This window comes from Bombella sp. ESL0378 (assembly GCF_009725845.1).
In the GTDB taxonomy this organism is placed as follows: Bacteria; Pseudomonadota; Alphaproteobacteria; order Acetobacterales; family Acetobacteraceae; genus Bombella; species Bombella pollinis.
On the sequence record NZ_WNIF01000006.1, the window covers coordinates 259,235 to 279,636 of the forward strand.

At 50.9% G+C, this 20,402-nt stretch carries 22 protein-coding genes and 1 tRNA gene; 10 read left to right on the top strand and 13 right to left on the bottom strand.

Features of this window, described 5'->3' with window-relative positions:
• Positions 1–34 precede the first annotated feature (34 nt).
• Together rpmF and GM556_RS04710 are read right to left on the bottom strand one after the other, a co-directional pair.
• On the bottom strand, positions 35–238 hold the full coding sequence (rpmF, locus tag GM556_RS04705) for a 50S ribosomal protein L32 (protein ID WP_099027164.1): 204 nt from the start codon (positions 236–238) through the stop codon (positions 35–37).
• Between the two features lie 222 nt (positions 239–460).
• Positions 461–1,060, bottom strand: a complete 600-nt coding sequence (locus GM556_RS04710) for a DUF177 domain-containing protein (RefSeq protein WP_155579409.1) — start codon at positions 1,058–1,060, stop codon at positions 461–463.
• Positions 1,061–1,274: 214 nt separating this feature from the next.
• On the opposite strand from GM556_RS04710, the gene GM556_RS04715 reads away from it, so the two are divergent.
• Positions 1,275–1,799, top strand: coding sequence for an outer membrane protein assembly factor BamE (locus tag GM556_RS04715; RefSeq protein ID WP_230873286.1), 525 nt, complete (start codon positions 1,275–1,277; stop codon positions 1,797–1,799).
• 58 nt (positions 1,800–1,857) lie between these two features.
• Here the strand turns inward: GM556_RS04715 and GM556_RS04720 are convergent, their stop codons facing one another.
• Positions 1,858–2,334: a MarR family winged helix-turn-helix transcriptional regulator gene (locus GM556_RS04720; protein WP_155573318.1), complete on the bottom strand. Its 477-nt coding sequence runs from the start codon at positions 2,332–2,334 to the stop codon at positions 1,858–1,860.
• 206 nt (positions 2,335–2,540) lie between these two features.
• Between GM556_RS04720 and rpsU the strand changes: the two genes are divergently transcribed.
• Complete coding sequence (rpsU, locus tag GM556_RS04725; protein ID WP_026294133.1) at positions 2,541–2,744, top strand: 30S ribosomal protein S21; 204 nt, start codon at positions 2,541–2,543, stop codon at positions 2,742–2,744.
• Between the two features lie 76 nt (positions 2,745–2,820).
• Here the strand turns inward: rpsU and GM556_RS04730 are convergent, their stop codons facing one another.
• Positions 2,821–4,233: a glycosyltransferase family 39 protein gene (locus GM556_RS04730; protein ID WP_155579410.1), complete on the bottom strand. Its 1,413-nt coding sequence runs from the start codon at positions 4,231–4,233 to the stop codon at positions 2,821–2,823.
• Positions 4,234–4,249: 16 nt separating this feature from the next.
• Positions 4,250–4,714, bottom strand: coding sequence for an Lrp/AsnC family transcriptional regulator (locus tag GM556_RS04735; RefSeq protein ID WP_155573320.1), 465 nt, complete (start codon positions 4,712–4,714; stop codon positions 4,250–4,252).
• Positions 4,715–4,953: 239 nt separating this feature from the next.
• Between GM556_RS04735 and trxB the strand changes: the two genes are divergently transcribed.
• Together trxB and GM556_RS04745 are read left to right on the top strand one after the other, a co-directional pair.
• Positions 4,954–5,937, top strand: coding sequence for a thioredoxin-disulfide reductase (gene trxB / locus GM556_RS04740; RefSeq protein WP_155579411.1), 984 nt, complete (start codon positions 4,954–4,956; stop codon positions 5,935–5,937).
• 185 nt (positions 5,938–6,122) lie between these two features.
• Positions 6,123–7,067: a LysR family transcriptional regulator gene (locus GM556_RS04745; protein ID WP_155579478.1), complete on the top strand. Its 945-nt coding sequence runs from the start codon at positions 6,123–6,125 to the stop codon at positions 7,065–7,067.
• On the opposite strand, the gene GM556_RS04750 is transcribed toward GM556_RS04745, so the two are convergent.
• Together GM556_RS04750 and GM556_RS04755 are read right to left on the bottom strand one after the other, a co-directional pair.
• Entirely contained in the window at positions 7,051–7,335 is a 285-nt protein-coding gene (locus GM556_RS04750) for an HU family DNA-binding protein (protein ID WP_155579412.1), read from the bottom strand. The genes GM556_RS04745 and GM556_RS04750 overlap by 17 nt on opposite strands.
• A 138-nt stretch (positions 7,336–7,473) precedes the next feature.
• Positions 7,474–7,956, bottom strand: coding sequence for a MucR family transcriptional regulator (locus tag GM556_RS04755; RefSeq protein WP_155573323.1), 483 nt, complete (start codon positions 7,954–7,956; stop codon positions 7,474–7,476).
• A gap of 217 nt (positions 7,957–8,173) precedes the next feature.
• Here GM556_RS04755 and GM556_RS04760 point away from each other — a divergent pair, with 217 nt between their 5' ends.
• From GM556_RS04760 to GM556_RS04770, 3 genes are read left to right on the top strand one after another with little or no spacing between them, the layout of a single operon-like run.
• A complete protein-coding gene (locus tag GM556_RS04760; protein WP_155579413.1) occupies positions 8,174–10,372 on the top strand; it encodes an FUSC family protein in 2,199 nt (732 codons plus the stop codon).
• A gap of 5 nt (positions 10,373–10,377) precedes the next feature.
• Positions 10,378–11,487 (top strand): glycosyltransferase, encoded by a 1,110-nt coding sequence (locus GM556_RS04765; RefSeq protein ID WP_155579414.1) that lies wholly within the window; start codon positions 10,378–10,380, stop codon positions 11,485–11,487.
• Positions 11,484–12,332 (top strand): fumarylacetoacetate hydrolase family protein, encoded by an 849-nt coding sequence (locus GM556_RS04770; protein WP_155579415.1) that lies wholly within the window; start codon positions 11,484–11,486, stop codon positions 12,330–12,332. Before GM556_RS04765 ends, GM556_RS04770 begins: the two co-directional genes overlap by 4 nt.
• Before the next feature lie 146 nt (positions 12,333–12,478).
• Here GM556_RS04770 and GM556_RS04775 read toward each other — a convergent pair whose 3' ends face one another.
• On the bottom strand, positions 12,479–13,513 hold the full coding sequence (locus GM556_RS04775) for a tetratricopeptide repeat protein (RefSeq protein WP_196424771.1): 1,035 nt from the start codon (positions 13,511–13,513) through the stop codon (positions 12,479–12,481).
• Between the two features lie 92 nt (positions 13,514–13,605).
• Positions 13,606–13,695: transfer RNA gene (locus GM556_RS04780), tRNA-Ser, on the bottom strand.
• 313 nt (positions 13,696–14,008) lie between these two features.
• Here GM556_RS04780 and rplU point away from each other — a divergent pair.
• The 3 genes from rplU (at position 14,009) to obgE (ending at position 15,728) form a co-directional block, all read left to right on the top strand.
• Entirely contained in the window at positions 14,009–14,323 is a 315-nt protein-coding gene (gene rplU / locus GM556_RS04785) for a 50S ribosomal protein L21 (RefSeq protein ID WP_155579417.1), read from the top strand.
• Between the two features lie 29 nt (positions 14,324–14,352).
• Positions 14,353–14,619, top strand: a complete 267-nt coding sequence (gene rpmA, locus GM556_RS04790) for a 50S ribosomal protein L27 (RefSeq protein ID WP_099027177.1) — start codon at positions 14,353–14,355, stop codon at positions 14,617–14,619.
• Positions 14,620–14,726: 107 nt separating this feature from the next.
• Positions 14,727–15,728, top strand: a complete 1,002-nt coding sequence (gene obgE / locus GM556_RS04795) for a GTPase ObgE (protein WP_155573328.1) — start codon at positions 14,727–14,729, stop codon at positions 15,726–15,728.
• 49 nt (positions 15,729–15,777) lie between these two features.
• Here obgE and GM556_RS04800 read toward each other — a convergent pair whose 3' ends face one another.
• The 4 genes from GM556_RS04800 to alsS all read right to left on the bottom strand — a co-directional run bounded on the left by GM556_RS04800 (position 15,778) and on the right by alsS (position 20,390).
• A complete protein-coding gene (locus GM556_RS04800) occupies positions 15,778–16,368 on the bottom strand; it encodes an LUD domain-containing protein (RefSeq protein ID WP_155579479.1) in 591 nt (196 codons plus the stop codon).
• 11 nt (positions 16,369–16,379) lie between these two features.
• Entirely contained in the window at positions 16,380–17,792 is a 1,413-nt protein-coding gene (locus GM556_RS04805; RefSeq protein WP_155573329.1) for a lactate utilization protein B, read from the bottom strand.
• On the bottom strand, positions 17,789–18,532 hold the full coding sequence (locus GM556_RS04810) for a (Fe-S)-binding protein (RefSeq protein ID WP_155573330.1): 744 nt from the start codon (positions 18,530–18,532) through the stop codon (positions 17,789–17,791). Before GM556_RS04810 ends, GM556_RS04805 begins: the two co-directional genes overlap by 4 nt.
• A gap of 175 nt (positions 18,533–18,707) precedes the next feature.
• The gene (alsS, locus tag GM556_RS04815; protein WP_155579418.1) at positions 18,708–20,390 is read right to left on the bottom strand and encodes an acetolactate synthase AlsS; all 1,683 of its coding nucleotides are present in this window, start codon (positions 20,388–20,390) and stop codon (positions 18,708–18,710) included.
• Positions 20,391–20,402 lie beyond the last annotated feature (12 nt).

The following is a 20,402-nucleotide window of genomic DNA, read 5'->3' on the forward strand; positions in this document are numbered from 1 at the left end:
ACTCAGGGCTTTTCCCCTTTATACAAAGGGATGATTAAGCGCGGACAGCTTTCAGCGCACGGCCTTCAGCATTAACAACCTCACGCCCATCATAATGGCCGCAATGGCTGCATACATGGTGCGGACGCTTCATTTCACCGCAATTTGCACATTCTGCATGAGCCTCAATACGAAGCGCATGGTGGCTACGGCGCATACCGCGACGGGACGGTGTCGTTTTTCTCTTAGGGACGGCCATGGGTCTCTGCCTCTCACTGGGTTATATTCCGGCTCCTGCTACCGCATAGCGCGGCCTCAAGCCAGAGAAATCTCAATTACTCTCACCACCGCCATAAGCTACGGTGCTTAGGCGTGGGGCTCTAGCAGAGAGAAAGCCTCCCTGCAAGCCATCAATGCCTTACGACATCACTACTCTGCACGCTTTTCTATCAGAATCGTTACAGAAAGGCCACTCTTGGCTCTATTTTTCCTGCATTTTTTTCAAAATATCAAAAGGAGTCTTTCTCTCTGCCCCAGAGCCTGCATCAAGCTCATCATCAGAGGGCGTAACATCCACAAAGCTCTCCAGCCCTGCTCCAGCACGGCGTGGATAAGGCGTTAGGCATAAAGCTAATTGCTCCGCTGCCGCTTCACCAAGGTCAATCATCCGTCCATCATAAGGGACATCATCCGCATCTTCTTGCAGCAAGCTTTCAATATCAATTTCATCATCAGCAGGCATAGCGGATTCTGGCACAAAGCGAAGCTGGAACACTTCATTCAGCACCTCCTCTACCGGCTCGCCTGTAATGATACAGGCTTGCTCAGCCTTTGCATGAAGATGCCCACCCGCTAATACAATACCATCTTGCCCCCGCTGAAGCTGGAACTCACATTTTAGCTGGCTTAACGACACTAACCCAAAACGCTGTTTAAGGGCCTCGCGCTCCTCAGCATTAGCCTCCACACACTCCTCTAAGGGGCGACCAAGCTTTGCTAAAGGAATACGGCGTGAAAACTCCGGTGTTATACGCTCCAGCGGTACGACTGCACTAGGCTCGGCTGGGTTTTTAGGGGGCATCGTAACCTCACGAATGAAAGCATTTATAGTCCTTAACTATGGCACAAATGCTACGAAAACGCATGAAAAAAGATTGACATATCTCGCTCGCTAGGGCACCGGAAAGAGCCATATAACTTGCCCGCATGCTATCAGGACAATTCGCCCTCCCATGACTACCCTTACGACAAGTTGCTTTCGCCTGTTCCGGTCCCTAATAACGCGCCCCTGCTCCATGGCAGGTCTAGCGGCTGTCGGGCTCCTCATGCTCAGCGGTTGCGAGGCTATCAGCCCGCCGCCTATCCCACGCGGAGCTTTGGTGGAGAAGATGGATTATGACCAGCTTGTCCTTAATTCCAGCACGCAGAATGATGCTCTAAGCATCCTCGGCTCCCCAACGGCGCATGCGACATTTAATGATAACACATGGATTTACATCTCCATGACGAAGGACCTCGTCCCACTGGCACATCCTGTTATTGATAAGCAGCAAGTCTTGGTACTCAACTTCGATAATTCTGGCATCCTGCGGAAGATGAATGTGCTGAATAAACGTGATGCCATTCATGTTCATATGGCAGGCGGGGTCACCCCTACACCGGGGACGCATATCTCCGTTATTCAAGAGCTGTTAGGCAATGTTGGCCGTTATAACCCGATGAACAGCATGGGCAACACCTTCGGCGGAATGGGCAATGGCATGGGCCCGATGAGTGGCCAAGGCACAGGCAATGGGGGCGTTGGCAACTCCATGCCATAACGCGACTCATACCGTTATGGATAATGTTAGGGCGTGCCTGATGATGGGTACGCCCTTTTTAATGCGAAACGCTTAAAGCCTCGACTGCCCGTAGCACACGGCGAAATCCATCAACTGCATTACCATCAACCTGTTTATAAGCCTGTATCACAACAGCCCGAATAGCCCCGAATAACTCACGCTCTAAATCCTTTCCCTTCGCTGTTAAGAAAATGGGACGGCGTCTTTTATCAGCACCATCCTCACGCTGCTCTACCAAAGCATTATCCTTCAACTCCCCCAAAGCACGGCCAAGTGATTGTTTTGTAATGCCTAGTTTTGCGCATAATGTGCTGGGCAATAAGCCTTCATGACTACCTAGCATGAATAAAATCCTATGATGTGCAGGGCCTAACCCATGATGGGCTAACCCCTCCTCACAGGCCAAAGACAGGCACCGCCACATCGTTAGCAAGCCCTCAAAAGACTGCCTGATGGAATCCTCACGCAAATATAGATGCGTCTCTACCATCGCGCGCCCTTCATCCTGCATCATACCCTCCTTTGCCACTATTAATGATGTGATTATGCCCATAATTCATAAATAATCGCTCCTCCCCTCTTTCCTTATCTAGAAACTATTGTCTCATCTTTTGGAGTATGATAGGCCCTTACGCACTGTAATCGGATCCCATCCTTTCAGTGTGCTGTGGTTATAACACATGCTGGAGGATCAGAACCCCCAAAGGAGATGACGACACCGTGCAGGTTCTCGTTCGTGATAATAATGTAGATCAGGCTCTGAAAGCCCTTAAGAAGAAAATGCAGCGCGAAGGCGTCTTCCGTGAGATGAAGCTGCGTCGCCATTTTGAGAAGCCGTCTGAGCGGCGCGCTCGTGAGGTGGCCGAGGCTGTACGCCGCGCCCGTAAGATGGAGCGTAAGCGTCTGGAGCGTGAGGGCTTCTAATCCTCTCATCTCGTACTGTTACGAATGAGAAAGCCATCCGCTACGGGTGGCTTTTTTCATAAGCGCATAAGCACTCTTACCGAATCTGCCAGCCTGTGCTCTTAGATTTTAGCTCAATACGATAAGCCCGCACACGTTGAGAGCCGCTATACCGCGTAATCTGCTCCCCCCTCGTTTGGGCAAAAGCATAATGCGCATCTTCTATCAAAAGGACAGGCTGCACATTCATCCGTGGGAGTTGCTCAATATATGCCCAACGCGCATCTAACCCGATTATCTGAAGGCCGCGCGGGTGGTAAAACGCTAAAATAGAGGCCAAGGCATAATCCCGCACAGCAATAGTTGAGATAGTCTTCTGCTGCGCCTGAGCTATAATATCCGCTGTTAATCGCCCCCATCCTGCACTAAGGCGTGTGATAGGATTCATCGAGGCGGGCAGAGCCATAAACCCCGTCAGAGCTTGGCTATAGATTAAAAACGAGCTTGCCATCCCCATCAGCACAGCCCCCTTTATGTGGCCTCCATACCCGGCACCTGCGACAATAAGAAGGGGATATAATACCCACACCCAATTTGCCTGAACGCGATCTCCTAGTGCATGACATAAGAAGACGGCCATCATCGGCAAAGCAAGCCATAAAAGCACGTTTTGCCGACTACGCGCCCGCCATAGCCCTAACATGCACACCCCTGCTACCCACGGGGTCAGCAACGCCGCTTGCCCTAGAAAAAACTCCCCCAGAAACTGCCCTGCACGCTCTGGGTGCCATTGCATAGTGCGCCCCCCCTGCTTTAACAGCCCAGCCCAATGATGCTTCAGATTCCAATATAGAGTCGGCACTGTCATCACACAGGCAGCACAGCCCGCAACCCAGGGGCCTGCCATACGCCACAAACCGCGCTGGCTAAAGAGGATGTATCCCGCAAGCCCAAGCCCCCATAAAACCGCTGTGTATTTTGAATCCATCGCTAAGCCGAGGCATATACCGCACAGCACCCACCACCCCCAGCGGCTTTGTGGCTGCCCAACCCTTAGCGCGTGAGCCAAAGCCCATAGGGACATGGATAGAAAAAGACATAATGGTGCATCTGGCGTGGCGGGAATAAGCCCAATACTCGCCATCAGCGTAGCATTAAAGAGCCATATAGCCCGCCTCCCTGCTGATTTTTCCTCTGGGAAGAATTGCTGTGCTGTGAGAAAGATGAAAAGATTCGCCACACCGAACCCGACCAGCCCAACAAAGCGCACACCAAAGGCTGTATCACCCCATAAAGCCGTGCCCCCACGCACCCATAAGGCCACCATAAAGGGGTGATCCAGATAGCCCCACTGCATATGGCGCGACCATAGCCAATAATAGGCCTCATCCGGTACGAGCGGGATGCGTATGGCGAGCAGAAGATGCAACAGCCAAAGCAGCCCTAGAGCACCATATAAAAGACGCGGCCCGCGCCAAAAGGTGCATCTATTCCCGCCCGTGCTTGGCATATTTATCTTGGCATATTTATATAGGCACACCAGCCCGCTCGCAGCTTGTCCTAATCACCTGCAAGGTCTGCACACGCACCACATGGGTAACCTCTATCAAATCCCGTGTAAGGCGATTCTGATGCTCAGCATCGCGAACCATGAGGCGTAACAGGAAGTCCTCTCCACCACGAATCATGTGACATTCCCGCGTCTCTGGCCATTGTGCAACGAGGGCTTCAAACTCCTCCAACACCACACTTTTCTGACTATCTAAACCTATGAGCGCGTAAAAACTAATCGTCCACCCTAATTGAGCCGGGGCTAAAGCAGCATGATAGCCTTGGATAAGCCCCATCTCCTCCAGGCGTCTTACCCGCCTTAGACAAGGGGGAGCGGAGATTCCGACACGGCGCGCAAGCTCCACATTAGTCACCCGCCCATCTTGCTGCAATTCAGCGAGAATGCTCCGATCAATTTCATCAAGGTCTGCAATGCTCATATACCGTCCCAAAAGGCTGCGGGAGAAGACTATACCAGCTTATATAACCTGCTCTTTTTAATGTGGAAACCATTTCCTCCTTTCTGGGCAATAATCTTTCATATTTCTTCTCTTATCATTATTTTTATCGACATCTTTCATATACTATATTTGTTACCCAACAGGCTTAGGTCAGTGCCATAATGGTCCTACCCTACGAGGGCCATCTGGTCATCCTCTTTAGAATTATGGAGCTTATCATGGCTAAACAACACCAAACCGATATGTTAATTGTTGGTGCTGGCCCCGCAGGATATACCGCTGCTATCTATGCTGCCCGCGCGGGAATGAATCCCCTCCTCGTCACCGGTATGCAACCCGGAGGGCAGCTCACCATCACAGATGAGATTGAGAACTTTCCCGGTTTTGCCAAACCTGTCCAAGGCCCTTGGCTGATGGAACAAATGCGCGAGCAAGCCGAGCATGTTGGCACGACATTACTCTACGACCTCATTACAGAAGCCTCCCTTAAACAAGGCCCCGATGCGGAAGGTTATTTTCACCTCACAGGAGATTCTGGTGATCAATTCCGCGCCTGTACGGTTGTTATCGCTACAGGGGCCCAAGCGAAATGGCTCGGTTTAGAATCTGAAAAAGCCTATCAAGGGGCGGGCGTCTCGGCTTGTGCAACTTGCGATGGATTCTTCTATCGCGGCAAAGAGGTCGCCGTTATCGGTGGGGGCAATACAGCTGTGGAGGAAGCCCTTTACCTCACTCATCATGCTTCTGTTGTCCATCTTATCCATCGGCGTGATAGTTTGCGCGCAGAGCGTATCTTGCAAAAACGTCTGCACGCAAACCCCAAAATCAAGCTGCATTGGAACAAAGAGGTCCACGAGATTTGCGGCAGTGGAAGCCCTGCCGTTGTTACAAAGCTGCGCCTTGCTGATACAAAACAACCCGGCGTTATAGAGGAACTCCCCGTAGATGGCGTATTCATTGCCATTGGTCATAGCCCTAGCATTGGGCCTTTCCGTCATGAGGTCGCTTGCGATGAGGAAGGCTACATCATCACCAAAGCAGGGACGGCGAGCACCTCCATCCCCGGTGTTTTCGCGGCGGGTGATATTCAGGATAAAACCTACCGCCAAGCCATCACAGCCGCCGGGACAGGGTGCATGGCCGCATTAGAGGCGGAACGTTACATTGCCGAACTCGGTCTAAATGACGAAAAACCGCGCTAAAATACCGCTTATTCCCCTTCACAAAGAACGATACGCAAAAGAAACGCATTTGATTGCTATTCTGCCCTTGACCATTCAGTGCTTTTCAGGAAGTTTTTACCAAAGAAAACACTGAAGGTCAGGGCGTAGGGTATATGAGCAAAGCAGGCCATGATTATTGCGAAGGGGCGTACGGGAATCAAAAAATGGATTGGGATAAACTCCGCATCTTTCACACCGTAGCTGAGGCCGGGTCCTTTACCCATGCAGGGGACCGCCTTAACCTGAGCCAATCTGCTGTATCTCGACAGATTTCTGCCCTTGAGGAAGTACTCGGCGTACCACTTTTTCACCGTCATGCGCGTGGCCTCATCCTGACCGAGCAAGGTGAAGTCCTCCACCGGACGGCGCGAGAGGTCTTCTCTAAACTGGCTCTAACCCAAGCGTTTTTAAGTGAAAACCGCGAGAAAGCAGCCGGCAAGATTAAGGTCACAACAACCTCTGGCTTCGGCCTCTCTTGGCTAACACCGCGCCTTCATCGTTTTGTGGAGAAGCACCCTCATGTTGAGGTCACTCTCCTACTTGAAGATTCCGATTTGGACCTCAGCATGCGCGAAGCTGATGTAGCTATTCGCCTGCATCCCCCAACCCAGCCGGACCTTATTCAACGTCATCTCGCCAGTTTTCACATGCCTATTTATGCCAGTAAGGAATATTTAGAGCAGCACGGCACACCAACTACCCTTAAAGAACTTGCCCAGCATAACCTTATAGGATTTGCAGGCTGGCACCTTCCCCTACCTCATGTGAATTGGCTCATAGAGCGACTTTTAAAAGATAAAATTATCCTTCACCCCAAAATCAACCTTGCTATTAATAATATAGCTGCCGTTGGTATGGCTATTGCCCAAGGTAATGGGATTGGAACCCTACCCTTTTACACAGCTTCTGCTCATCCCAATCTAGTCCGTATTCTACCAGATGTTCATGGACCATTGGCAGAAGCCTTTTTTGTCTATCCTGAGGAGCTAAAAAGCTCTAAACGCATTTCTGTCTTCCGGGACTTCTTGTTAGAAGAACTCAACGCCGCACGCACAGGGAAGGATGTGCCCTCCCATAGCGCAGAGGCCTTTATTACTTCGCACGATTGACCCGTTCGCGCAGCTCCTTCCCCGCGCGGAAGAAAGGAACGCGCTTTGCCTTAACATCAACGGCCGCCCCTGTCCGGGGGTTGCGCCCTTGGTGAGCGGTGTGTTGACGCGTCCCAAAGCTACCAATCCCCCGCAGCTCTGCCCGATTGCCAGCTTCCAACCCTTCGGCAATATGCGTAAAAATCCCATCGACAGCCTTGCTGACTTTCTCTTTAGCCATGCCATCCAGACGTAAGGCTAACAAGGCGACAAACTCCGACCGCGTCATTTCTACCCTCCGTCATTTTGTTCCCTAACAAGCAGAGTGGCAAGATGTAGGCCGGAGCGTCAAGCAAAAAGCAGTATTATAGAAAAAGCCGGGAACATGCCCGGCCTTCTCATTACTCATAGCTTCTACTTCACTCTATTAGAGGTCACTATTATGACCACGCTTATGCTCCGCAGAGACCCCAATATTCCGCCCCAGACCAATCGTTCTGGCTAATTCAGAACGGCGTGCAGCATAAGAGGGAGCCACCATAGGATAATCCGAAGGAAGGCCCCATTTCTCGCGATATTGGTCCGGTGTCATATCATAAGTGCTTTTAAGATGACGTTTGAGCATCTTCAGCTTTTTACCATCTTCCAAACAGATAATGTAATCTGGGAAAACAGATTTACGAACGGGAACAGCCGGCTGCTGCTTAGGGGACGCACCTTCCTCTCTTAGGTCGCTCTCCCCTCCTGCCAAAGCTTCATATACCTGGCGTATCAGTCCCGGTAGACTATCAGCAGGCACATCAGAGCCTGCTAACTTAGCAACGACAATATCAGCCGTTAACTCTAAGAGCTGTTTACGCTCGGCATTGGAGGAACTTTGGCCTTCTCTAGCCGGTATATTTTCTGTCATTGAATAACCTTCTTCGCTATAAATCTTCATGAGAGGATTCATGAAACTTTTACTATTTTTCCTCTAAACAAAAAAGAGAAAATATTCCTACTTACAAAAAAAAACATCTTTCCCGTCCTCCTTCCTTCCACGAACTTTTCAATTACTAAGTGTTACCCCTCGCCTAAACAGACAAACAGAAGTAGGGTCCTATACAGAAATCTTTTTGGACCAGAACATGCTTACCCGTTTCCTAACTAACTTACATTCCAGAGGGGCTTCTTTTTTACCCTGGGTACTAGCCCCCTCTCTCAATGGGTTTCTCTTTGCCCTTCGCACGACCATTGCCGCCTGCCTAGCCCTCGGAATCGCCTTATGGCTAGAGCTTGATAGCCCCATCTGGGCTCCGATGACGGTATGGTCTGTAGCACAACTTACGCGTGGGGAAAGTCTCTCTAAGGCACGCTGGCGCATCATTGGCACGTTGATCGGCGGGACGGCGGCTCTTGTCTTTATTGGTATTTATCCGCAAGCTCCATGGCTCTTTTTCCCCCTCATTGCGGTATGGATTGGCCTATGCAGTGGGTTTGCTACCTTTGTAAGTAATTTTCGCTCATATGCGCTTGTTCTCTCTGGCTATACCTGTGCTATCATTTGCATGGATATTGTCCCAGAAACCAACAACATCTTTATGTTTGCTGTCTCGCGCGCCAGCTACATCATCCTTGGTGTGTTATGCGAGGCATTTATTGGCCTACTTTTTGCCTTTAACCAAGACCACCGCGCCCATATTAGCGTCCGCCAAAAACTAGAATCTGCTCTTACTCTTGTTTGTAATACTTTATACCACATTCTGCGGCAGGATCGTGGTGCCATAACAGAGGCCCGCAATCTCTTTGGGACCATTCTATCCATCAATGATCAAATCGAGTTTTCCGAGCTTGAGATGGGCGTGCATGGCCATGAAGGCGACCATGCCCGTGCAGCCTTGGCAGCCGTCTCCGCTTTGTTATCTCGCAGTTTTGGGATGGCCACACGCTTGGAGCTTCTCTCCTCCAACCATAAGGATTTTGATACAGTCATTGCGGCCTTCATCCAATTCTTGCAGCATTTCTCTAAGCGTCTCCCCCAGGAGAGTGAAATATCAGAGCTTCTTGCGGAACTTCAGCATCTCAGAGACCTTTGCCGCCGCTATGCGACTCCTCACCGCCTTATTCCCCTTACTCCGACCGACCCCACCACACCAACAGAAGATAGCCTCATCACCAACTCCGCCTTAGATGAACGTATTCTCTTTTCCTCTTTAGGGGACCTCATCGGTGACCTTGAAGAAGCCATTACAGAATATCACGCCAGTACCCACACAATTCGTGGTGACCATTTTCAGTTCCAACGTCATACACACCGTGATGGGCGGCTTGCTTTTAATAATGGCTTCCGCGCTGCATTGGCTGTTCTTGTTACATCTTTTATTTATGAAGTCACCGCTTGGTCAAATGGCAATACACTCATCAGCATTACCGCTCTAATCTGCGGCCTTTTCGCTACGAAGGAAAACCCTGTCCTAGGAACGATCAAGTTCCTAAAAGGATTGGCGGTAGCATGGTGTGTTGCGTGGCTACTCTGCTTTGTCTTCATCCCGATGGTAACAACTTATGAGCCCCTTATCATCATCCTCTCTGCTGCGATGATGCTCGGCGGCCTCGCACGGGCTAACCCTGCAACGGCCCCTGCGGCAGCGGCGTATAATCTACTCATGCCTCTTATGCTGGGGATTCAAAACCATCATATTATTGATGAATCGAAGTTCTATAATACAACATTAGCGATTATGCTTTCCGGCGTTACGGCGGTTTTAATCTTCCGCAGTATTCTCCCCTTTAATCGCAAAGCAGAAGCCTTCCGCTTACGCAAGGCAACCCTACGCGAGCTACGCAACCTCGCTAGCCTGGGCAGCACACCGCATATCAGCGCATGGATTGGGCATAATACGGACCGTTTCTCCCGCTTGCTCCGCCATGCCACAACCATCACTCCACTCGTAGAAGCTGGCATACAGGGGACATTAGCTACCCTTACCTTAGGGCTAAATATCATTCGCCTTCGCGGTTTGCTTAATCGTGAATATTTACCCGAAAGCGCGCGCCGGCCTATTACGCTTGTTCTCTATTACATCGAACATTCATCCCGCCGGCATGACCGCGCCGCCCGCCTGACCCGTGCAGCCATTCGCCGCCTCCGCGAGCTTGATACACAAGACCATGAGGCCATCATTCGGCTAGAAATCACCCGCGCCTTGACCCATCTTGTCGTCATTGAATACACATTGCGTACCAATGAGAACTTTCTTGATGCGAGCGAGCCTTTCCGTGGGGAAGGTCCCATCACCACACCTCCCCCTCAACCGCCAACATTGCAAGAGTTAGAAAGTACCTAACGATTATGAAAATCCATTATCTCGTCACAAGTTTAGAGACAGGCGGGGCGGAATTTGCCATTCCTGACATCGTTCATGCCCTTAAAACCTATGGGCATCATGTTGATGTCACCGCATGTGAACCCCGCGATATGGGAGCCGCCCCGTATCTTGATCGCGCAGGCATCCCGTATCGACTACTTGGGACAAAAAGGCGGCCTTTCCTCCTCACGCTCTTGCGTATTTTACGCTTACTCCGCAGAGACCGCCCTGATATTATTTGGACCTCCCTAAGCCGCGCTACGTTACTCGGCCAACTTGCGGGGAAAATCCTCTCCATCCCCGTTGTGAGCTGGAAGAATAGTGCAAGCATCCGTTTTACCACGACAGCGGGGCGGCCCATCACACGGTTATGGGTGGCGGATTCCCCTTATGTTGCACAATTTTTACAGGATGTTATGGAGATTCCTCCAGCAAAGATAACATGCTGGCCACTTTATATTGCTGCGCCTAACAGCCATCCAGCCCCGCAATGGGATGGCACAACACCGCTGCATATTGGCACTACAGGCCGCTTACATGAGGTTAAAAATTATCCCCTCTTGATTGAAGGCCTTGCCCTCTTCCGCCAGCGTTACCCACAATGGGCCGACCATATCCGCCTCTCCTTTGCTGGAGATGGCCCCCAACGTGCCGAGTTAGAAAGCCTCATCAAAACATATGGGCTTCAACACCATGTGTTTCTTTTAGGCTTTCAAACAAATGTCACGTCTTTCCTCAAGACACTCCATCTTTATACGCAACCCTCACGCTATGAGGGCATGTGCCTTGCCGCGCATGAAGCCATGAATATGAGCCTCCCTGTCATTGCCACACCAGTGGGGGAAATGCGTCATAGCGTCCAACCCGGTAAAACGGGGTTTATCCTCCAGCCTGACCATATCCCAGAAACATTCTGTGAGACCTTAGCAGAGATATTCCAACACCCTGAAGAACTGCACCGCTATGGCATAGCCGCTAAAAGCTATATTGATGCACATTATAGCCGAGACGCCTTCATGCAGCGATGTGGAACGATTGTTGAAAGACTGGCGCAGATGACTGGCATAAAGACATTGGAGAATACTCCATCATGACAAAACTCTGCCGCTATGGCCTCCTCGGCTCTGAAAAACCCGGATTAATTGATAGCTCTGGCACAATACGAGACCTCTCCAGCCTTTGGGATGATGTAACACCAGAGCGCCTCTCTCCCCACTCCCTTGCCCAACTAGCGAAGATTGATACAGCGACCTTGCCACTTGTAGAGGGCTCTCCACGGTTCGGCGTACCTGTTAGTCATGTTTCTAAATGTGTTTGCATTGGCCTAAACTATGCTGACCACGCCGAAGAAGCCGGTCTTCCCATCCCGCAAGAGCCAATCGTCTTTCTAAAAGCTCCTTCTGCCCTTTGTGGTGCTTATGATGATATTCCCATTCCCCCCCATGCCACACAGATGGATTGGGAGGTGGAGCTAGGCATCATCATCGGCAGCACGGCACGCTATGTGACAGAAGCGGACGCTTTGGACTATGTGGCAGGATACTGCATCATCAATGACGTGTCAGAACGCAGCTTCCAAATGCAATCCTCACAATGGGACAAAGGCAAAGGCTGCGATAATTTCGGACCTGTTGGTCCCTATCTCGTCACGGCTGATGAAATTGCCGAGCCACAGCAACTCCGTCTCTGGCTGGATGTGAATGGCACACGCCGGCAAGATGGCTCGACAGCGACTATGATTTTCTCCGTCAGGCAGATTATCGCCTATCTCAGCCGGTACATGACCCTCCTCCCCGGCGACATCATCGCCACTGGCACCCCACCCGGCGTGGGGATGGGGCACAAGCCACCCCTTTGGCTGCAAGAAGGTGATGAAATACGACTTGGTATTGAAGGGCTGGGCGAGCAAAAACAAACACTAATACGGTGGCGGCAATGAAAACACCGCCACCATCCTCGTGAATATGGAGCATCAGTTTCACAATACCGGGAGGAACAAGAATCATATTATATTGCTGATCCTCGGCACGTGAAGCTGAAACAATTTATGATCTTATTTTTCAACACAATATTATCTGTTTTATATCACAGCTTCTTTAACTTCTTCTGTGCATCTATATTACCCATAGATGCTGCTTTACGAAGCCAATTTGCCGCTATATGCACATCCCGCCTTGTTGAATGTTCTTCTAAATATATGAGCCCCAAAGTATAAGCCGCAACATCATCACCTTGTGCAGCGGCACTTTCCAAATAGGCTATCGCCGTATCGAGGTCTTGCCACCCCCAATAGATTGTCCCCAGTTTAGTTTGGGCAGGGGCGTAACCTGCCTCGGCGGCTTTTTTATACCACGCTAAAGCGGTATCTTCATCGCGCTTCACGCCCTGCTTATTCTCATAAGCCAAACCTATATCATAGGCTGCCGCTGCACTACCTTGCTTCTCTGCTTTTTGGAACAGAGCAAACGCCTTTGCATAATCACGCGGGACACCATGGCCATCCCTATAAAGCTCTCCAAGCTTTGCTAACGCCAAGTCATCATCTTGAGCTGCGGCCTTTTGATACCATTTTAAAGCTTCGTTATAATCTTGGGGAACGCCCTGCCCGTACTCGTATAATAACCCAATATTATATTGAGCCACTGAATCATCTTGCTCTGCGGCCTTCCGATACCATTCTAAGGCCTTGCCATAATCTTGAGGAACACCCCGCCCCAACCGGTATAACGTCCCAAGCCCCTCTTGGGCTGTAACATCATCTTCAACAGCCGCCTTCTGGTACCACATGGCAGCTTTTGCGTAATCTTGAGGCACACCTATGCCTTGGTCGTAAAACTCACCCATCTTCGATTGAGACGGCACATCACCTTGATCTGCCGCCTTTTTATACCATTCAGCCGCTCTTACTTCATCCTGTGCAACACTTATCCCAAAAAGATAAGCGTTCCCCATGACACTCTGAGCACTTGCATTGCCATGCTCTGCCTTATTGAAAATAACAAACATGCCCGGGTCTCGCGGGTCTATATTAGGATTCTGCTTAGACTTCGCACATCCAGCATGGCTTAAAGAGACCATAACCGTGGCTGATAATACCGTTAGAATGATACGCGTCTTCATCCTGCAGCTCCCTAAACTCTGCTGTATAAGCAGCAATCTACCCGAGACTAGCATCTTCTATGATGATTCATATGTAAAAAATACGGAATCCTTGGCGGAGAGAGAGGGATTCGAACCCTCGGAACGCTTGCACGCTCAACGGTTTTCGAGACCGCCCCAATCGACCACTCTGGCACCTCTCCGGGGCTTGGGGCTAAAGCCGGGACTATGCCCGGACACCACCAAGTAATGCCGGTGTTATGGCGAGATTTTACCCACTTGGCAAGGGGTTTCCCCTCTCATCCTCTCGTCAATCCTCCCCTGCAACCCATAAATCCTACTTTATTTATTGACGATACAAGGGAAAAGCAGTACAGAACCCCACTGTTCCTATGGTTTTCTACCACTGGTAGGAAATTGTTTGAACCAATGAAAAAAAGCGAGCGGGTCTGCCAAACCTACAAAGCTAGGTGAGGCTAAGGGCCAGAGGCTTCGGTAACATAAAGAGAGTTTTGCATGTTTGCAGTCATCCGCACGGGCGGGAAACAATATCGCGTTGCTAAAGACGCTATCTTGAAGGTCGAAAAGCTAGAGGCTGAGGCTGGTAGCACAGTGACCTTCTCCGATGTTCTTATGGTTGGTGGTGAAGGCAGCACCAAGGTTGGGGCTCCGCTGGTCGAAGGGGCTAGTGTTACCGCTAAGGTTGTTGCCCAAGATCGCTTGCCAACGGTCATCATCTTCAAAAAACGCCGCCGTCAGAATAGCCGCCGTAAGAATGGCCATCGCCAGCCGGTAACTGTTCTGCGTATTACCGCAATCAACGCCGCGTAACTTCGCCCGTTCTTTAAGGAGACACAGTCATGGCACAAAAAAAAGCAGGTGGTTCCAGCCGTAACGGGCGCGATAGCGCAGGCCGCCGCCTCGGTGTGAAAAAATTTGGTGGCCAGAGCGTCATCGCTGGGAACATCATCGTCCGTCAGCGTGGCACAAAGGTGCATCCGGGTGAGAATGTCGGTATGGGCCGTGACCATACACTTTTCTCCCTCGTTGATGGCCGCGTGCGCTTCCAGCGTCGTGCTGGTGGTAAGGTCCATGTGTCCGTTGCCCTAGCAGAAGCTGCTGAGTAACACTCTCTGTTGCCCTTATAGGCGCAGAGCATGAGGAAGGGTCGGCTCCATCATGGTGCCGGCCTTTTTTCTTCTCCCCTCCTCCCTTCGTACATGCGGTCTTTCTCATGAAATTTCTTGATCAAGCTAAAATCTATGTCCGCTCCGGTGATGGGGGGGATGGTGTGGTCGCTTTCCGGCGCGAAAAATATATCGAGTTTGGCGGCCCTGATGGCGGTGATGGTGGCCGGGGTGGGCATATTTACGTCCGGGCTGTGCCGAGCCTTAATACATTAATCGACTTCCGCTACACTCAACATTTCCGCGCCCGTAAGGGAGGGAATGGGGCTGGCTCCAACAGAACGGGGGCTGGAGCGGATGATGTCATCATTGATGTGCCCATCGGTACGCAAATCTTTGATGAAGACCGTGAGACCCTTCTTGCTGACCTTGATGAAGATAATAAAACCGTTCTGCTCTGTCAGGGGGGTGATGGCGGGCTTGGTAATGCTCATTATAAAAGCAGCACCAACCGGGCCCCGCGCCGTGCGGATAAAGGCTTCCCCGGGGAGGAACGCTGGGTTTGGCTCCGACTGAAACTCATTGCCGATGTCGGCCTTGTGGGCCTACCCAATGCAGGTAAGTCCACTCTCCTCTCTGTTGCCTCGCGTGCCCGGCCAAAGATTGCTGATTATCCCTTCACAACCCTACATCCTCAACTTGGCGTTGTGCGTCTTAACGCTATGGAAGAGTTCGTCATTGCCGATATTCCCGGCCTCATTGAGGGCGCAAGCGAAGGTACAGGGCTGGGTGATCGCTTTCTCGGCCATGTGGAACGCTGCGCGCTACTCATCCACCTCATTGATGGGACAGATGAACATTTCGTCCAAAATTGGCGGATGATTCGTAAAGAGCTCAAAGCCTATGATGAAGGCCTTGCTGCTAAACCAGAGGTTTTAGTCCTTAATAAATGCGATGCACTTCTGCCAGAAGATATTGCAGAACGTAAAGCCGCTTTGGAAGCTGCCTCTGGCGCGGAGGTCCATCTCCTCTCCGGGGTCAGCAGGGATGGGCTGCCAGAATTACTCCGCTATGTACAAGACCGCGTAACAGCCTCTCGTAACGCTTAAACCTTTAAAGGGAGGGACGCCTTCATCCCAACGCCCCTCCCCTTTATCGCTACGCCCATATAACCGAAAGGCTGCGCACGCCTTGTGCGCCGCGGATTAAGACCCCTTCAATATCCGCTGTGGCAGAAGGACCGGACATTAACACGCCATACCCTGCTGTACGGAACTCCGAACGTTCCCGGTAGGCATTATGCATGTTCCCGACCAACTCATCTTTGGCGAGCAGAACAACCAAATGCTGTGCAAGATGGACATCTGCGAGATGGTCCTTCAACTCCACTTCGCTAAGGAAGATACCGCCCATCTCCGCCACGCCAAAGGCTGCACGCACCACCATAACATCCACTGTATCTGCCTCTTGGTGCGTGGTGAGGTCCTCTATTCGTAACGTGCCTTTTACTTCAGGCACAGCGGTGCAGAGATTACGCCGTTTAGGGAAAGCACGCGCAATCGCTGCCTCCACCGTCTCACCATCTTGGCGATGAATCATCTGCCCGCCCATCAAAGCAAGGTTGGATTCAAAACGCTCCGGGCTAGCATCTTGGTCACCCAGCATCACAATGGGAGGCAAAGGGTAAGCCTCCTCCGCAGGGGACTTCACCGCCCGTAAACGACCAAGAATGACATCACGCGCGCTCATAGCCTTATCACTCATGATGATGTCCCCTCCTGCGCGGTAGTCTCTTTCTTTAAACGGTTCTTTTTGTACCAACTATGGAATGTCTCCTTCACCGGGTGAGGGAGCTCGCGATGTTTTCCCCATGGGTTCAAATAATTATACAGCACAAAACGCGGCATGGTTTTTAAAGCCACCTCTGTCCCGCTAATGGAGAGGCGATATAATTTCGGCTGGGATAATAACCGCCCGGCCATCTTCATAATTTCCTTTTTCACAAAAGGAATTTCATGCCGCTCGGCTAAAATACGCCGCCATTTATAAAGCTGGTCGTGAATATCAATCTTCACCGGGCATACATTAGTGCAGCTTCCATTCATCGTGGAGGCAAAGGGAAGTGTGCTAAACTTCTTCGCATTAAACGTAGGGTCGATAATCGCCCCGATAGGGCCAGAATAAACCGCACCATAAGACTGACCACCAGACCGCCGATAAACGGGACAGGTGTTCATACACGCCCCACAGCGAATACATTTGAGCGAGGACCAAAAATCCTCCATCCCCAACCGTTCTGAGCGGCCATTATCCACAAGGATGACATGCATCTCCCCGCCCTTCTTCGGCTTACGGAAATGCGTTGTATATTGCGTAATGGGTGAGCCAAGCGCGCTGCGGGATAATAAGCGTATAAACACGCCTAAATCCTCCATCCGCGGCACAAGCCGTTCAATCCCTAATGTCGCGATATGTAGATTCGGCAAATTCGCGCTTAAATCCGCATTGCCTTCATTAGTACACACCACAAAACTCCCTGTCTCTGCAACAAGGAAGTTCCCCCCCGTCATGCCTGTATCGCCACTCAGCAAAACGGGACGCGCTGCATTGCGTTGTGCCTCTGCCAAAGCGTGAGGGTCATCAATCGCAGGGTCTGTGTGGTAATGTTTGGCAAAAACCTTCGCAACATCTTTGGTAAGCTTCTGCACCGCGGGGACCACCACATGGCTAGGCAGCTGATTATCCAACTGTTGGATGCGCTCGCCGAGGTCTGTCTCCGTAACGGTAATGCCTTTAGGCTCCAAATATTCGCGCATTTCACATTCATCGGTAATCATCGACTTACTTTTGATGATGGATGAATGACCATGCGCCTTGAGGATGCCCTCTACGATGCGGTTATGCTCTGCCCCATCGCGTGCCCAATGGACGTGAATCCCATTCTTTTTTGCATTCTGCTCAAATTGCTCCAAATAATGCGGCAAATGGGCGAGTGTATGCTCTTTAAGCCGGGATGCTTGTTGGCGCAGCTCCTGCCATTCTGGCAGCTCATGCATTTGTTCATCCCGTTTCTGCCGCATCCCCCAAAGACGTTCATCATGAAAAATGCGATGCAGATCATCCTTTAAAAACTCAGCCGCCAATGAGGCATGCGGGACTGGCTTCTCCCTCATGAGCGCGCTCCATTAAGAATATCAGCAATATGAATAAAGCGGATTGGCACGCCATTGCGCTCCGCACAGCCTTGTTGGTGCATCATGCAAGATGTATCGGCAGAGACAATATATTCCGCCCCCGCATTATGGTGATCATTCACTTTATCCAACCCCATCCGTGCTGAGACGGCTTCCTCCGTTACGGAATATGTGCCGCCAAAACCACAACATTCATCAGGGCGTTTCGGTGTTGCGAAGGAAATACCCTTCACCGCAGAAAGTAACGTCTTAGGTTTGGAGAAGAACGGCTCGCCCAACTCGGACATGCTGGCCGTACGCAAAGCGCGTAATGTTGCACAACTATTATGCAGCCCTACTTTGTGAGGAAACTCTGCCCAAGGGAACTCCCGCACCCGCAGCACATCATGAATGAACTCTACAAGCTCATACGTATTTTGCCGCACATGACGGACCTCATCAGTCTGCTCAATCGCATCAAAGTTCTCACGAATATGATGAACACAGCTCCCAGATGGAGCCACAATCATATCATATTTAGCGAAATTGCGGATAAAGAGTGCTTCTGTCTCTTTCGCATCGCGATTGCACCCGGAGTTCGCCATAGGCTGACCACAACAGGTTTGGTCCATAGGATACTCAACATCCTGCCCCAATTTCTCCAGCAACTCCAACGTTGCAATGCCTGTTTTGGGAAAGAATGCATCTATATAACAAGGAATAAATAAGCCAATTTTCATAATGGCTTGTTGTATGAGGGGCTTAATGAACAATCAATAAAACAAAATGTGACTAAACTTAATAATCAATGAGATTACTAAATGATAATCACTCTCATCTATACTAATACCTCTGATGAAAAAAGGGGGCGTTCATCACGCCCCCTCTCCTCACGACCTAATAAAAGGCTACCTCTTACTTAGTAAGAGCCGGTAGCGGGTCCATTAGGCCAGGGTTATCGGCATAATCAACAGGCACAGCAATCACAACCGGGCCTTGTGTCTCCATCCCCTCACGCAGAGCAGCTTTAAAGCTCTCTACGCTATTGACGTTAATCCCCTTCGCCCCAAAAGAGCGGGCAAAGGCTGCAAAGTCAATCGGACCGAATGCTACTGCGGCATCACGGCCATATTTCTTCTCTTCCTGAATACGGACCATGTTGAAGTGCTGATCCACCCAGATGATATGGATGAGGTTGCTCTTCAGACGAACAGCCGTCTCCAGGTCCATAGAGGACATCATGAAGCTACCATCGCCAGAGACGGAAATAACCTTCTGCGCTGGGTTAAGGATGCTGGCAGACATACCCCATGGCAGAGCAACGCCCATCGTCTGCTGGCCGTTACTGATGAGCATCTGCCGTGCACGGAAGACGTCCAAGAAACGCGCATGCCAAATATGGAAGGACCCCATATCCAAACAGATTGTCATATCCTGCGCGACGATGTCTTCCATCACCTTGATGATCTCAAGCGGATGGAGCATCCCCTGCTGGGTGCTTTTTGCCTTCTCGAAAGCGAGCTTTTGAGAGGCACGATACAGCTCTAAAATCTTATCCAAAGCGGCACCGTTGGAAAGGCCAGAAACCTCCCGCGTCAGATGCTTCAATGTATGAACAATGGAGCCAATCAACTCAATTTCTGGATTAAAGGCATTGTCCAGCTGAGCCGGAACGACATCAATATTCACAATCGGGCGATCAGGCTTCGTGTTCCAAAGGCCGGGATCATACTCAATGGGGTTATACCCAATAGCGATGACAAGGTCCGCCTCTTGCAGCAGGTAATCACCATACTGGTTGTGGAACAACCCAATCCGACCACAGAAGCGCGATTGCAAGTCTTTAGAGAGAGTACCAGCAGCCTGGTAGGTCTCCGTTACCGGTAAGTTGGTTGCCTTAATAAAAGCACGGATTGCCTCGGCATTTTCAGGCTTGCTGGCCTTCATCCCCAATAGGACGACCGGCTTTTTAGCCTTCTTAATCGCCGCAGCGGCATCCTTAATCTCATCCTCTGGGGCTGGGCCAGCTTTAGCAAAGCTGCGTTTACCCATTAGCGGATAATCTTTGGTGATTTCTGCGTTCAGCACATCCATCGGGATGCTTACAAAGGCACCGCCCTGCCGGGGGCTCTCTGCTGCACGCAACGCATTGCCGATAACCTCGGAGGCCGCAGCGGGATCACCAATCTCTGCGCTATATTTCGTCACCGGGCGCAACATGCTGACTGTATCCATGCTTTGATGGGTCAATTTCAGCAAATCAGCACGCCCAACAGCCCCGCCAATGGTGAGGACAGCATCACCCTCGGAGGTTGCTGTTGCCAAACCGGTTGTCAGGTTGGACACACCGGGGCCAGATGTGGCAATCGCTACACCAGCTTTACCCGTGATACGGCCAATCCCCCCCGCCATAAAGACGGCATTTTGCTCATGCCGCGCTACAATGGTGCGGATGGGAGAATCTTCCAATGCCTCAAAGAGACGGTCAATCTTTGCACCGGGAATCCCGACAATATGGTCAACGCCATGGGCTTCTAAATTACGGACGATAAGATCCGCTGTTGTTTTGCCCGCGTTAGGAGCTTTCTTCTGCGTCATGAGCTACGTTCC

Coding starts and splice junctions, on each gene's coding strand:
- rpmF (WP_099027164.1), bottom strand. CDS start 238: ATGGCCGTCCCTAAGAGAAAAACGACACCGTCCCGTCGCGGTATGCGC.
- GM556_RS04710 (WP_155579409.1), bottom strand. CDS start 1,060: ATGCCCCCTAAAAACCCAGCCGAGCCTAGTGCAGTCGTACCGCTGGAG.
- GM556_RS04715 (WP_230873286.1), top strand. CDS start 1,275: ATGGCAGGTCTAGCGGCTGTCGGGCTCCTCATGCTCAGCGGTTGCGAG.
- GM556_RS04720 (WP_155573318.1), bottom strand. CDS start 2,334: ATGATGCAGGATGAAGGGCGCGCGATGGTAGAGACGCATCTATATTTG.
- GM556_RS04730 (WP_155579410.1), bottom strand. CDS start 4,233: ATGCCAAGCACGGGCGGGAATAGATGCACCTTTTGGCGCGGGCCGCGT.
- GM556_RS04735 (WP_155573320.1), bottom strand. CDS start 4,714: ATGAGCATTGCAGACCTTGATGAAATTGATCGGAGCATTCTCGCTGAA.
- trxB (WP_155579411.1), top strand. CDS start 4,954: ATGGCTAAACAACACCAAACCGATATGTTAATTGTTGGTGCTGGCCCC.
- GM556_RS04745 (WP_155579478.1), top strand. CDS start 6,123: ATGGATTGGGATAAACTCCGCATCTTTCACACCGTAGCTGAGGCCGGG.
- GM556_RS04750 (WP_155579412.1), bottom strand. CDS start 7,335: ATGACGCGGTCGGAGTTTGTCGCCTTGTTAGCCTTACGTCTGGATGGC.
- GM556_RS04755 (WP_155573323.1), bottom strand. CDS start 7,956: ATGACAGAAAATATACCGGCTAGAGAAGGCCAAAGTTCCTCCAATGCC.
- GM556_RS04760 (WP_155579413.1), top strand. CDS start 8,174: ATGCTTACCCGTTTCCTAACTAACTTACATTCCAGAGGGGCTTCTTTT.
- GM556_RS04765 (WP_155579414.1), top strand. CDS start 10,378: ATGAAAATCCATTATCTCGTCACAAGTTTAGAGACAGGCGGGGCGGAA.
- GM556_RS04770 (WP_155579415.1), top strand. CDS start 11,484: ATGACAAAACTCTGCCGCTATGGCCTCCTCGGCTCTGAAAAACCCGGA.
- GM556_RS04775 (WP_196424771.1), bottom strand. CDS start 13,513: ATGAAGACGCGTATCATTCTAACGGTATTATCAGCCACGGTTATGGTC.
- rplU (WP_155579417.1), top strand. CDS start 14,009: ATGTTTGCAGTCATCCGCACGGGCGGGAAACAATATCGCGTTGCTAAA.
- rpmA (WP_099027177.1), top strand. CDS start 14,353: ATGGCACAAAAAAAAGCAGGTGGTTCCAGCCGTAACGGGCGCGATAGC.
- obgE (WP_155573328.1), top strand. CDS start 14,727: ATGAAATTTCTTGATCAAGCTAAAATCTATGTCCGCTCCGGTGATGGG.
- GM556_RS04800 (WP_155579479.1), bottom strand. CDS start 16,368: ATGAGCGCGCGTGATGTCATTCTTGGTCGTTTACGGGCGGTGAAGTCC.
- GM556_RS04805 (WP_155573329.1), bottom strand. CDS start 17,792: ATGAGGGAGAAGCCAGTCCCGCATGCCTCATTGGCGGCTGAGTTTTTA.
- GM556_RS04810 (WP_155573330.1), bottom strand. CDS start 18,532: ATGAAAATTGGCTTATTTATTCCTTGTTATATAGATGCATTCTTTCCC.
- alsS (WP_155579418.1), bottom strand. CDS start 20,390: ATGACGCAGAAGAAAGCTCCTAACGCGGGCAAAACAACAGCGGATCTT.